The sequence below is a fragment of the Nocardioides taihuensis genome (genome assembly GCF_042657275.1).
GTDB classification, from domain to species: Bacteria; Actinomycetota; Actinomycetes; order Propionibacteriales; family Nocardioidaceae; genus Nocardioides; species Nocardioides taihuensis.
In genome coordinates, this window is the sequence record NZ_JBHSKD010000023.1 from 24,599 (window position 1) to 37,623 (window position 13,025).

A 13,025-nucleotide genomic window follows, 5' to 3' on the forward strand; every position below is an offset into this window, starting at 1 on the left:
GCCGTGCTTTATCCCGGATTGCCCTGGGTCTGTGTGGCCGGTGTGGGAGAGCGAGCTCGACGAGGGCTCGCAGTCGTAGGCGAGCGCCCGGTTCAGCCCTGAGCCTGCTCTAGCCTCTTCCGCAGACGCTGGACCTCAGCCTCAGCCCTCGCAAGCTGGGCCTCGACCCTCTCCCGCTCGATCGGAGGCGGCGCCGCCGGCTTCGGCGGCGGAACGAGCGGGCCGATGCGCTGGTAACCGGTGACGCGCTTGGCAGCAGTGCAGGCGAAGCATTCGTGTTCCGGCTCAGGTCGGGGCCACCCGAGGTCGAGCATCCGACGGATGTGGTCCCTCTCCGGCCCCTCGTTCGGCCAACCGGGCTCCCCCGATGCCCACATCTCCTCGAAGTCGCGGCGGATCTCGGCGAGCCGCTTCTTCGTGACCAGCCTGGGCCCGTCTTCGGGCTTCCAGTCGAGGTCGCCAACGCACACGTCGGCGTAGTGCCCGCAGCTGAGCTTGACTCGCCAGAACGCCGACGAGTGCGGCTCCGGGCGCTGGATCTTCGCCCACGTCTCCGCGTCGAGGCCGTGTTGCGGCTCCTCGGGGTCGGCAGGGAACTCGTGCACCCGGCGCTCGTCCCACTCCGCGATCTCGCGGTAGGGCTTCGCGACGTGGTGATCACGGCACCAGAACTCTCCGTCGGGCAGCCGACACCCGGTCACCGGGTCTCGGTCGCTGCGCTCGTCGGGGAAACGGTCCTTGCCGGTCGTGAAGATCTCCCGGACGCAGCCACACTCCAGCTGGATTCTCCAGCGGAACAGGTCCTCTGCCTTGGGGATGAACAACGGCCAGAGCGCGGGGTCCAGCCGCCGGCGCAGATCGGCGACGCCCTCCTCGAACTCCGTCATCGCCTCGGCTCGCGGTCGCGCTCTGCCGGGGACCCGGGTCCGCAGACTGCGCGGTTCAGGCTGGTCGGGCGAGGGCACGGGGCTGGCGTCAGACGTGGCCATGACCGCGAGTCTGTACGAGTCCGGGGACAATCAGAAGGACGCTCTGGCCTGCTGCTCCTAGATGCGCGGCCCCTTCTCGGTTCGGGTGCGCGGCTGCGCACCTAGCTGGTCGTCCTTGATCTCGCCGGTGTCCAGGTCGACCTCGATCAGGCGCGGTCGCCCGACGGGCTGGGACTGGTCGTAGGCCCGTCGGTTGGCGGGCAGCGCGTCGACGTCGTGGGCGAAGGCGTTCTCACGCCGCTGCGCGCTGGCGTCGCCCAGGTGCTCGTTGTGTCGCGGCTTGCCTGGCCAGCTCTTGTGCTCGTCCTCGCAGTGGGCTCGCAGCCTGTTGCGCATGCGGTCGGTGAAGGCGGGCAGGCAGTAGCGGTGCCACTCCTCAAGCGCGTCGCTGGTCATGGCCAGTCCGGCGCGACGGCGTTGATCGGCCAGGACTGCGATCTCGTGGACCAGGTGCGAGTGCAGGGGCCAGCAACTGGGGATGAGTCCGGAAACGTCCCAGGTGTACTCGCGGTTGAGCCAGATCACGACGTCCTCGAGCCACTCCCACAGTTGGTGCCGGAGCTCGGGGTCTAGGCACGTGGCCGGCTCCCAGGGCCGCGGCAGCAGGGCGTGGTTGCCCAGAGCCTTCTTCTGCTCCTCGGTGCCGTTCATGGCGATGTGAAGCTCGCGGTAGGCCAGCCGGACCTGCTCCCCGGGTACGGGGAACGGGAACACCATCGGGCCGGGTGCAGCCCGTCGGGCCTGTTCGGTCGTCACAGCTCACTCCTTGTCGGTTCGGTCTCGTCGTCGACGAAGCCGAGGCGGCGCGCCTCGACGAGGGCGGCGGTCGCCCGGGCCTCGGGGGTGATCACCATGCGGCGGTCGTTGGTGAGCCGCGCGCGCAGCGCCCTCTGGTCGGCCAGGAGCCGCTCGCCGGCCTTGCCCTCCACGCAGCGGTGCAGCTTGGCGATGATCGGCTTGCCGTTCTCGGCGATCACCAGGGCCCGCCGCTCGGGCAGCTGGCGGACCTCCTCGGGCCGCATGATGGGGATGTCGTCGCCGGAGAAGTTGCGGCTACCGCCGTTGAACCCGCCGGTGGAGTGGGTGACGCGGCCGATGCGGACGGTTCCGAGCAGGTCGGAGATCTCCTGGTTGAACGCGACGTCCTTCGACCCGCCGAACATCACCAGGGTGTTGGTGAGGCCGAGCAGTGCCCGGGCCTCGTGCTCGCCGAAGATGCTGGTCAGCTGGGGACGGGTCTGGGCGGCCCAGATGAACGACAGGCCCAGGGCGCGCTCGTTGGCCATCCGGGTGCGCAGGGTCGGCAGCGGTGCGGTCGAGGGCAGCTCGTCGAGAACCGAGACCAGGGGCGGGCACAGCCGGCCTCCCCACGGTGAGCTGTTGGCCAGCAGCAGCCCGGTGTCCAAGACGTGCTCGGCCACCGCGGTCATCAGCGGGCTGGCCGAGGCGTAGGGGTCTTCGCGGCCCAGCAGGTAGATGGTGCCGCGTCGACGGATCACGTCGGCCAGGTCGGTGGCCGGGTGCCCGTGGCTGGGCACGCAGCGGCGGCGGATGTCGGCCTGGAAGAACAACGACACCGCCTGCTGCACCGTGGTGATCGTGTTGCCGGCGGTGCGGTCGTCGCCGTTGAGCGCCCCGTGCAGCAGGCCGTGCCAGAACGGCTCGGCGTGCGGGTGGCGTCGCAGGATCTCCATCGGCTGGCTGGCCGCGGTCGGGTTCGCGACCCATTGCAGGACGTCCTCGAGGGTCTTTCCGGTCAGGGCCGCGGCGTGGAAGTAGCCCTGCAGCACCTTCGCCGACTCCGCGGCGTAGAACCGGGCGGCATCGTCCCCGGTGCCGCCGGTGATCGCACCCTTGACGGTGCCGGCGGTGAAGGCCTTGGCTCGCCGCTCGGCGACCTTGGGGTCCACACACCCTGCGATCGGGTCCCAGATCAGCTCGTCGACGACGCCCTCGGCCAGCCCGAACGGGTCGAGGACCACGCACGGCCGGTCGTCGCGGGAGCGTTCGGTGAGGCTGAGCAGCAGGTCCTCGACCTTCGTCAGGGTGACCAGGGCAGCGCCCGGGGCACTGAGCAGCGCCGGGGTGAGCAGGTCGAGGGTCTTGCCGGAGCCCTGCGGGCCGATCACCCCGGCGGTGCGGTCCCACGGCACCCACAGCTCGCCGCCACGCGGCTCGTGCGCGTCCCCGATGCGCCAGCCCACGTCCCACGGGTTGAACCTCAGCTTCATCGCTCCTCCTCCTTCGTCCGGCGGCCGTTGAGCAGCCACGAGCTGAGCCCGTGGCCGAGCTGCGGCCCGGTCTGTTCGGTGAGGTCGCCGGCGGTGCGCTGAACGGGTGCCGCCGTGGCGGTGGCGGGCTTGCCGTAGAGGTCGGGCCGGACGATGCCGGCGACCTTGCGCAGCCGGGTGACGCCCAGGATCTTCTCGGCCTCTGCGGCGGTGGCCATGCCGCGCATGCGTCCCGGGCCCCACCGCTGGTAGGCCCAGACGCCGGCCCAGATGGTGGCGCTCAGCAGCGCGACCTCGGTCATCGCGAGGCTGACCCACACCAGGCCGCGTCCAGCACGGCCGTCCGGTGTCGGTGTGGGCAGGCCGGCGTCGGCGTGCCCGCCGAGCACGCCGGGGAGGCTGGTCCAGAAGGCGGTGCCGATGGGTGAGGGGAACGCGCCGGCGTTGGCGTCGGGCCAGGTCCAGCCGGCGCCGGCGAGCAGGTTCGCGACGGAGCGGCCCAGCTGGATGCCGATGACGATGACGAACAGGGCCGCCAGGGCCACGGCTACAGGGATCTCCCAGGTCCAGGGGTAGGGGTCGCGTCGTCGCTCTCGCTGCATTGGATTCCGCCTCCTGGATTCGTGGGTGGTCGAAGTTCTGGCTGGTCACCTATGTGTCGGGAGGGCCCGGCAGCGATCACACGGACCGGCTGGGCTTCGAGGCGTTTTCCGCTAGCCAGGTCGAGGGGTCGACGTTGTCGGGTCCGTAGATGGAGCCGTTCTCGAGGTGGACCTCGAAGTGGAGGTGGCAGCCACTTCCGTTGCCGTCCTTGCCGACCTGGCCGATCGGCTCGCCGGCGGCGACGGTCTGGCCGCGGCTGACGGTGACGGTCTGCATGTGCGCGTACCAGGTGGTCAGAGAGCCGGCGCCGGTGGTGACCTTGACCAGCTGCGGGCCGGCCCAGCTCTGGCTGGTGTCGATCTCGATGGTGCCGGCGTGGGCGGCGTAGACGGTCGTGCCGCACGGGGCGGAGAAGTCGGTTCCGGTGTGCCAGTTGGTCCAGTAGGGGCCGGTCTCGTGCCAGTTCTTCCGGTCCGTTCCGATGTACTGTGCTGGAACCGGGTAGACCACCTCGTCGCAGGACGCGCCCGCGAGGCCGACCGGGGAGACCTGGGCGTTGGGGAGCACGTTGATGTGCGGGTGGTCGAGGTGGTTCGCGGTGGCCGAGCCTCTGTCCTCCATCCGTCGCCAACCCTCGTCGGCGCGCGCGACCGACCAGATGCGCTGGTACCAGATGATGTAGTCGATCCCGAGCTCGCGGGCGTGGGCCTGGGCGTACGCCACGAGTGCGTCCCCCTGGGCTTTGCCGGCGGGAGTCAGCGGGACCATGAAGTCGGCCGCCAGGCCGGCCGGGTGGCCGTGGGGGTCGGTGGCGCTCTCGCGGTAGCCGCCGACGGTCTTGATGTCGAACATCGGGCCGAGGATGTTGACGAGCTGCGTCAGCTGCGGCTTGACCGGGCCGAGGTTGTAGTTGGTCTCGGTCGCGACCGCGCAGCCCGCGCTGCTGCCGGCGGTGGTGGCGGTCACCAGTGGGTGGTCGGCGATCTTGTTGGCTTGGGTGCTGTTGTCGACCTGGGCGCTGGCCCAGGTGAGGTTGGCGCCGTAGATGTGGTCGATCGGCGCGTCCTGCTTGGGCTTCTTGCAGGGCTCCGCTGATCCGCCGAAGGCGTTGCTCAGGTCGGGGGTCAGCGCGCAGTGTGAGGAGTTCTGGCCGTCCTTGCCGTCGTTGAAGTCGCCCAGGATCACCGCCGGGGTTCCGGTGCCGGCGAGCTCGGTCATGGTGGCCAGCTGGCGGCGCAGCGCCTCCTTGCGGTGCTCGGCGGCGTTTCCTTGCGTGTTGGCGGGGTTGTGGATGCTCCAGACCCAGATGGCCTGCCCGGCGTTGACGCTGTCGGCCGCACCCGTCAGCTGGACGACCGGCATCCCGACGTCTTTGCCGTTGAAGTATGGGATCTGGACGAGGCGTGAGTCGGTCATCTGCCAGCTGCCGCGGTCCCAGATCACCTTGTTCTGGGTGTTGCCGGTGGCCGGGTACATGCCCCACTTGGCCGAGTAGCGGTCAGCCAGGGCCTTGGCCTGGGGGCCGTGGACCTCCTGGAGGCCGGCGATGGTGACTCCGGCGTTCTCGATCGCGCTGAGTGCCCCGGGCAGCCGCTTGTCCCAGGTGGCGTACCCGGCTTTCTCGTTGCCGCCGCCCGCCTGGTAGTCGGTGTGGCCGGCGCCCAGGATGTTCAAGGTCCCGATGGTGATCGGGTTGACGGTGTCCTCGCAGTTGCTCGCGTTCGAGACCGCGCCGTCGGCGTCGGGCAGGTCGGGTAGGTCGCCGCCGAGGAGGTCGGTGATGTCGCCGGCGACGTCCTCCCACTGGGCGTAGGCGTCGGGGAAGCCGGAGCGCTGCACGGCCTGGGCCGCCTGCGTGAGCGGCATCTGCGACCAGCCGGCGATGTCGAGCAGGCCGGGGTTGCCGGTGTGCTGGGCCTTGCCGAAGAAGGCGCGAGCGGCGAGAACCGGGTTGGTGACCTCAGCCCGGCTCCCCCAGCCGGTCGAGGGACGCTGCTGGAACAGGCCGCCGGAGTCGCGGTCGCCGCCGGTGAGGTTGACCAGGTTGGACTCCTGGATCGCGGTGGCGATCGCGATCTGCAGCCCGTAGCGGGGAACCTGGAGGTCGCGGGCGACCTGGGCGATGGTGATCGCGTTGCGGGCCTCCTCGGTGGTCAGGGTCGGGTAGCTGGAGGCGAACCGCAGCTGCATCAGCTGGGCGAGCACGTCGCCGGACGGGGGCTCGACCGACGTCCTTGTGGTGTGGGCGGCGTTCACCACACCTTCGCTGGTGGCCGCGGTCGTGGGGGCGCTCTCGGGGCCGGCGCCGTTCATGGCGATGCGGGCGGCGATCCAGTGGTGGTCGGAGACCATGGTCCCGTCCCAGCCCTGCTCGAGCCGCACGCCCTGGTACTGGGGGAAGAAGACGAAGTCGACCGATTGGTTGTGCCAGCCGTAGCCGGCGGCCTTCATCTTGGCGGCCGCGGTCCACGGGAGGTTGGTGTAGGAGGCGTGGGTGTTCATGTCGCCGCCGATGAGCACCGGGCCGTGGGTGGCCAGGGAGTTGCGCAGCTGCAGCAGGATGTCCATGCCGGCGCCGTACTGCTGGTGCCTGGTCAGCGGCGGGTTGCCGTGCTGGCGGGGGTACTTGTGCGGGTTGGTCATGTGGTGGGTGGAGATCACCGACACCACGGCGCCGTCGGCGCGCTCGAGGATCACCCACGTGGCGAACCGGTCCCAAGTCACCGGCTCGCCCTTATAGAAACCCTGGTCGTTCTCCACGATCGTGACCCGGCCGCCGTTGGCCTTGGACCAGGTGTCGCGCTTCCAGAGCACGACGTTGCCCATCGAGTTGTTGTCGCCGGTGTGGTCCTCGACCCGGAACGCGTCGTAGCCGGGGGCGGCGGCCTCTATCTGCGCCAGGCTCCAGCCGCTGGCCTCGTTGAGGGTGACGAAGTCGGGGTTCGTCGACAGCGCCCGGGGCATGGAGGCGCGGAAGCCGTCGAGGCCGGAGCGGCGCGGGATGTTGGCCTGCGCCATGGTGATGTTGCCCTTGACCGGGCCGCCCACGGGGCCGTCGATGACCCCGAGGTCGCCGAGCTCGGTGGGTGCGGTCTCGCTGGTCTGGGTGCGGCACTCGGCGGCCGCGGTCGTGGTCATGACCACCATCAGGGTGACGACGAACGGCAGGGCCATGAAGACGATCAGGACCGGCAGACCGGCGAGGAGTAGCTTCTTCACGACAGGTCAGTCCCGAGCGCCTCAGCCGGCGGCCTCGATGGCCTCGTTGGTGTAGTAGAGCTTCTTCTCCAGCGGGTGGAGCACCGTCTGGACCTTGTAGGTGGCGTCTCCGACGCACCACAGCGCGCGGCCCTTGTCCTGCATCGCCCACCCGGAGACGAGGTCCTGGGCGATCGGGCCGAAGCCGAGCATCGAGTCGAGCTCGCGCGCGACGCGCGGCTTCTGACCGCCGAGGATCTTGATGTCGGCCAGCTCGAGGAGGTCCTTGGCGATCATCGCGGCTTGGGAGTCGGCGTCGCCGACCGAGAGCAGGTCGGAGGGCTTGTGGAGGTTGGCGAACTGGATGTCGCCGCCCTTGCCGGCCATGCCGCGCGAGAGCCGCAGGTCGGCGTCGAAGCTCATCACCGCGGAGACGCCGAGGCGCATCTGCTTCCAGACCTCGTCGCGTACGACGATGCGCAGGTCGCCGGGCTCGGCGATCTCGCGCAGGCCGCGGCCCCAGGAGTTCATGCACAGCAGCGCGATGCCCACGGCCTCGTCGCCGAGGCCGTCGAGTCGGGAGAGGCTGAACGACTGGATCGGGGCGCGCCAGTCGACCTCGATGTTGGTGAAGTCGTCGAAGAGGCCGGCGAGGGTGCCGGTGACCAGCTCGCCGAGCGCGTTGCGCAGCAGCCGGGTCTGGTCGAGGAACTGGCGGGTGTTCCCGTACTCGCACGCCCGGACGAGTTCCTCGGTGGGGTTGCGCAGCAGGTCCCATAGCCGCGGGATGGTGGTCTCGGTGAGGATCGAGTTGCCGGCGGCGTAGCCGGTGAGGATGGCCAAGGCGTTGCGGACGACGTCGCTCTCGTCGGGTCCGAACGGCACTCGGCGCTGGTCGTCGAGCTTCATGCTGCCGACGAGGCCGCGGATCAGGACCAGCCAGCGCTTGAAGATGATCGTGGTGCGCCGTTGGGCTTCCTCGGCCGAGAGCTTCTCCCAGTCGTGGCCGAGCGGGCCCATGGCCAGCGGGTTGATTCGTGCCCAGAAGCCGGGGGCGATGACGAACGGCTCGACGCCGAGCGCGCGGCACAGTGACTCGTACTCGTCCTTGGGGTCACCCAGGACCAGGGTGCGGTAGCCGAAGGGCATCATCCGGGTGCAGAACGCCTTGGTGGTGCCGGACTTGCCGGTGCCGGGCTTGGCGAACTGGAAGATGTTCGGGTTGGTCGCCGACACGTCGTCGCGCAGCACCCAGCCGAAGGGGTCGCAGTAGAACGAGCCGCCGGAGAGCTGGTCGACGCCCATCTGCGCCCCGGTCGGCGGCAGGGCCGGCGCGGACACGAACGGCCAGAACACCGGTGCCTGGTCACTCGTCATCCGCCAGGCCTGCGCCGGGGCGGTGGCGGGGGCCCAGCCGCGGCCGCGGCGGGCTGCACCGCGGCGCGGGGCGTACTTGAAGATCCGGGGCTCCTTGGCCTCCGGGGCGGGCTGGGGGATCGTGGGCAGGTCGTGGCCGAAGTCGGAGAGCAGGGCGGCCATGTCGCGGCCGCCGCCGCGGTTCCGGCGGGTCGTGGTGGGCATCAGGCGTCTCCGCTCCGGGTCAGGCTCATCCCGACGGGGATGGTCGAGGCGGCGAAACCGACGTCCTGGGCCAGGTCGAGCCGCAGGGGCGCAAACCCGGCGCGTCGGATCGAGGCGTCCAGGCGACGGCCGAACTCGGTGATCCGCAGCGTCTTGGGGACCGTGACGGTGCACACGGCGTAAGGCCGGACCAGCGCGTTGCCGTGGGCCAGTTTGGCGTCCAGGCCGCGGGCCTTGTGGGCCTCGTCGCGCTGCTTGGCACGGGTCTTGCGGCCGAGCTTCTCGTTCATTCCCTCAGCCAGGTCTGCGGCCCACTCGGCGTTGCCGGACTGCCGGTCGGCCTTGGACTGGGACACGATCGGGAAGGCGACGACGAACGAGCGTCGCTCACCGGACTCGCTCGGGGTGAGGATCGGCGCTAGGGCGCCCATCGCCACGCCGCGGGTCGGGAGTTTGATGGTGGCGCTGATCGAGTTCCACGCGTCGTGGCTGTAGTGCCGCACCGTCGCGTCGGCGCCCGAGGGCCCGGCCAGCGCCCACGGGACGTCGGCGTTCACGCTCGGGTCCTTCTCTCGCATGGCGAGGGCCTCGACGATGCCGGCGCGATCGCCTGGGGCGAACCCGGTCCGGGACGCCAGGGCGAGTTCCGGCGAGGTGAGCCAGCGGACCGACGTCATCCCCATCGGGCCCCGCAGCTGGGCCTCGATCTCGGCCATGAGCAGGTAGAGCTCGCGGCAGCGGCCCTCGAAGCCACCGCCGGACTCCTTGGCCGAGCGGGCGATCCGGGTCTCCGGGACGACGATTGTCACGAACTGCTCGGTGCGCACCGACGCCTGGGTGAGGCCCACGGCGAGGTCGCTGTTGACGATCTCGGACAGCTGGGGGGCGTTGTCGCGGCGGTGCTTGTTGACCCACAGGTCGCGCTCGGCGCCGTCCTCGGGGACGGTGCGGACCATGAACAGGATCTCGTCGATCTTCTCGGTGCGGCCGGCGACGTCGAGCAGCCCGGCCAGCGCCTCGCCGTAGCGGCTGCGCTCCTCGGTGTCCTTCATGCCGATGCCGGGGTGGACGATCGAGGCGGTGACTGCCCAGGTCTTCGTGGCGTCATCGTGGATCACTCCGACCCGCTGGAGCTGGGAGCCGTGCGGCGGGCCGTCGTGGATCTTGATGCCCTGCAGCACCCCGGGAAGGTCGGGGGTGTCGAGGTCCTCGGCGCGGCCCTCGGTGGCCTTGGCACGGAACGAGGTCCAGCCGAGCAGCCCGCCGACGGCGTACATCGTCGAGGCGAACACCCAGCCGGTGGCCGAGCGGCCCCGGACCGGGATGACGGTGATGGCCAGCAGGAACAGCCAGACTAGGGCGAACAGGAACGCGGAGAACCACGCTCCGCGGCTGATCGCCCAGAACGCCGGCAGGCTGGCCAGTGCCAGGAACATCAGCTGGCCTCCGGAGAGGCCGAAGAACCAGCCGATGCGGTCGCGCTGGTAGTCGGCGTAGATGGTCATCGTCGGTTTCCTTCCGGGTCACTGCGTGTCGATCGGGGCTGGGGGCAGGTCGTGCGGCGCATCGGCTACACCGCCACCGGGGGGATCGCGCCGCCAGCTGCACCGGCTCCGCCGCCACCTCCGGCCGCTCCCCCGCCGCCGCCTGCGGCCGGGGTCTTGGGCGCTGCTCCGGCACCACCGCCGCCCTGTCCGCCAGAGCCGCCGCCCTGGCCGCTAGAGCCGCCTCCCGAGCCACCGGCGGGTCCGCCGCCGGTGGGCAGCGTCGGCGGGGTGGGCGGGGCAGGCGGGGTCGGCAACGGCGAGTCGTCGTCCCCGCTTTTCTGCGAGCCGGGGTGCGTGCCGCTGCTCTGGTCGCCCGACTGGCCACCGGACTGGCCGGACTGGCGGCCGCCCATGTTGCTGAAGTCGGGTCCGTAGGTGCTCTGCCCGACGCCGGCCTGGTTGGTCTCGTCCGACATCAGGGACGTGGCCTTCGCTCCGGCGCTGCTGACTATCCCGAGCCCGGCAGCGAACGCCTGTCCGACCGGGCCGAAGCTGCCAAGGGCGCCCTGGGTGGACTTGTTGAACCGATCGCCGGTCGAGGCCTCGGCGCTCTGCTCACCCGACGAGCGACCGTTGCCGTCGGTGGTCGAGGCGGCCGATGAGCCGCCGCCGGCACCGCCGCCGCTCAGCAGCCCCTGGAGGCCGCCCTGGATGGCCATGCCCTGACGGAACGACGCGCCGCTGGGGGTGCCGGGGTCGACGAAGGCCAGAAGCTTGAACAGCGCCAGCGGCGCGACGACGCTGATCAGGATCGTCATGACCGCCGGCAGGGCCGTGCCGAACGCCTTGGCGGTGCCGTCGGCGAGGTGGGCGGCGACGCCGTTGGCGAACTGCACGCCGATGCCCAGCACCATCACCATGAGCACCGGGGTGAACGCCGCGGCGTGGAACCAGCGCAGCGACTTCCAGAACCAGGAGCGGGTGAAGTCGGAGACCAGCCCGGCCGCGGAGAGCGGGCCGGTGGCGACCAGGACCAGCAGCGAGGCCGCCCTTGCGAGGTAGACCAGGACGTGTCCGATCGCGGCGATCCACAAGAAGATGCCGAGGAAGGCCAGCGCGGTGGCCACGCCGGCCTCGGTGATGTTGTCGACGCCGAGGCCGCCCAGGGGATCCCAGTCGGGCCAGGTCTGCACCTTGAGCAGCGACTTCATCAGCGCTTTGGTGATGGCGCCGCAGGCCGCGACGATCATGACGCAGTAGCCGAACCAGGAGGCGCAGACCAAGACGAACTGGCCGGCGCCGATGAACGCCCGCGCGAGGCCCTTGCCCTCTCGTTTGAAGGCCGCGGCGCCGAGCTGGATCATCGCCAAGATGATCACCAGGGCGAGCGCGAGCCACAGGGTGAAGACGTAGACGTCCTTGCCGGGTCCGTCGTCGCTCAGGTCGGGGGTCAAGAACAGCTCGCTGAACGTGAGCACGATGCGCAGCACGAACAGGCCGGAGCTCCAGACCGCGAGCATGGCTGCGGTCCAGGCATCGGCCGCCGCCTTGGCGATGACGTCGCCGATGTTCTCGAACGGGTTGGGGATGTCACCGAGGCCGGGGATGCCGGCGCCGAAGAGGTCCCCCACGTTCGGGAGGCCGGGGATGCCGGGCACCCCCGGGACGCCAGGGAGTCCGATCCCCGGGAGCCCGGCGTCGCAGATCGCGTCGAGCAGCCCACACCCGCCGACTCCCGGCACCACTCCCCCGACTCCCTTGGCGCAGTCGGTGAGGCTGGGGTTGTCGAGGCACTCCTGGACGCCCTCGACCTGGTTCTCGATCTCGTCCTTGACGCCACCGGCCGCGTCTTTGCCGCACTCGACCGGGTCCTCCGCGCACTCGAGGGCGTCGCCGCCGAGGTCGCACAGTTCGTCGGGACCAAGGCAGCCCATCTTGAGGGTGCGGGCCGGCAGCTGGCTGGTGGTCTCGACCGTGGCGACCTGCGCTGTGCTGGCTGCCGTGCTGGTCGCCGGCTCGGCCGCGGCGACGGCTGGCGGCTGGATGGTCGTGGCGGCTCCGAGAAGCGTGGTGAGGACCAGGACCGCCAGGGCGCCGATGCCCAGCCTGGTCACCCGGTGGAAGAGGTCGGCGGTGCTCACTGGGGTGCTCCGTTGATCGGGATCCAGCCGGCCTGCTTGTACTCCGGCGTGCCCGGCGCGACCGCCTTGGGCTGTCCGGTGGAGACCAGGTGCTCGATGTCTGCGGTGCTGCCCTGGACCAGGCGCCAGTCGCCCACGCCGTCGACCTCGAGCCACCGCATCAGCTGGGTGCCGGCGTAGAGGCCGTCGCTGACCTTGCCGTTGGCGGTGGTGAGGGTGACGTAGCTGAGCAGGCTCACCGCGTAGTAGCCGGTGTCGAGCTCCTCGAGGGTGTAGGCGATCGGCGTCACGGCGTACGACGCGGGCGGGGGGACGTCCCCCTCCTTCGGGACGCCGGCCTGCTGGCGGCGCAGCGCGACAGCGTCGCGGGCGCGCTGCTCGAAGGCGGCCTTGTCCTCGGGGTTGGCGTACAGGCCGGCGACGGCGCCGGCCTGGTCGTAGTCGAACCCGACCTGCGCCTTGGCGACCTCGACTTGCAGCGCGACCGCGCCCAGGTCGGTCTGGGGGAACCGGGTCGGGTAGCCGTCGACATGGTCGGCGCCGGTCGGGATCACGACGCCGTCTGCGGGTGCGCTCTCCGGGGCAACCTGGTCGACCGAGACGTTCTGCCCCTGCTGCCCCGTCTGGCTCGAGGAGTCCCCGGTGGTTTTGTCGGTGCCGGTGTTGTCATCGGTCCGGCCGCGCGCTCCGAGCCAGACGGCGGTGGCCACGAGGGCGGCGATCGCCACCAGGACTCCCACGCGGAGCAGGGTGGTGCGCGACTCCCCCATCGAGTCGTTGACCCGGTTGCTCATC

Annotated in this window: 9 protein-coding genes; all 9 read right to left on the reverse strand. The window is 70.7% G+C overall.

The window, feature by feature from the left end; all coding sequences use genetic code 11:
- Positions 1-92 precede the first annotated feature (92 nt).
- The 9 genes from ACFPGP_RS16380 to ACFPGP_RS16420 all read right to left on the reverse strand — a co-directional run bounded on the left by ACFPGP_RS16380 (position 93) and on the right by ACFPGP_RS16420 (position 13,024).
- Complete coding sequence (locus tag ACFPGP_RS16380) at positions 93-887, reverse strand: hypothetical protein (protein WP_378591843.1); 795 nt, start codon at positions 885-887, stop codon at positions 93-95.
- Positions 888-1,046: 159 nt separating this feature from the next.
- Positions 1,047-1,745 (reverse strand): hypothetical protein, encoded by a 699-nt coding sequence (locus ACFPGP_RS16385; protein WP_302709466.1) that lies wholly within the window; start codon positions 1,743-1,745, stop codon positions 1,047-1,049.
- Entirely contained in the window at positions 1,742-3,220 is a 1,479-nt protein-coding gene (locus ACFPGP_RS16390; protein WP_302709467.1) for a type IV secretory system conjugative DNA transfer family protein, read from the reverse strand. Before ACFPGP_RS16390 ends, ACFPGP_RS16385 begins: the two co-directional genes overlap by 4 nt.
- Positions 3,217-3,822, reverse strand: a complete 606-nt coding sequence (locus ACFPGP_RS16395; protein ID WP_302709468.1) for a hypothetical protein — start codon at positions 3,820-3,822, stop codon at positions 3,217-3,219. Before ACFPGP_RS16395 ends, ACFPGP_RS16390 begins: the two co-directional genes overlap by 4 nt.
- A 76-nt stretch (positions 3,823-3,898) precedes the next feature.
- Positions 3,899-7,042: a VldE C-terminal domain-containing protein gene (locus ACFPGP_RS16400; protein WP_378591845.1), complete on the reverse strand. Its 3,144-nt coding sequence runs from the start codon at positions 7,040-7,042 to the stop codon at positions 3,899-3,901.
- A 21-nt stretch (positions 7,043-7,063) separates the two neighbouring features.
- Positions 7,064-8,602, reverse strand: a complete 1,539-nt coding sequence (locus ACFPGP_RS16405) for an ATP-binding protein (RefSeq protein ID WP_378591846.1) — start codon at positions 8,600-8,602, stop codon at positions 7,064-7,066.
- Complete coding sequence (locus tag ACFPGP_RS16410) at positions 8,602-10,107, reverse strand: SCO6880 family protein (protein ID WP_302709481.1); 1,506 nt, start codon at positions 10,105-10,107, stop codon at positions 8,602-8,604. The genes ACFPGP_RS16405 and ACFPGP_RS16410 overlap by 1 nt, the downstream gene beginning before the upstream one ends.
- A 65-nt stretch (positions 10,108-10,172) precedes the next feature.
- Positions 10,173-12,230, reverse strand: coding sequence for a type IV secretion system protein (locus tag ACFPGP_RS16415; RefSeq protein ID WP_302709483.1), 2,058 nt, complete (start codon positions 12,228-12,230; stop codon positions 10,173-10,175).
- The gene (locus tag ACFPGP_RS16420) at positions 12,227-13,024 is read right to left on the reverse strand and encodes a hypothetical protein (protein WP_378591848.1); all 798 of its coding nucleotides are present in this window, start codon (positions 13,022-13,024) and stop codon (positions 12,227-12,229) included. Before ACFPGP_RS16420 ends, ACFPGP_RS16415 begins: the two co-directional genes overlap by 4 nt.
- Position 13,025: the final 1 nt, after the last annotated feature.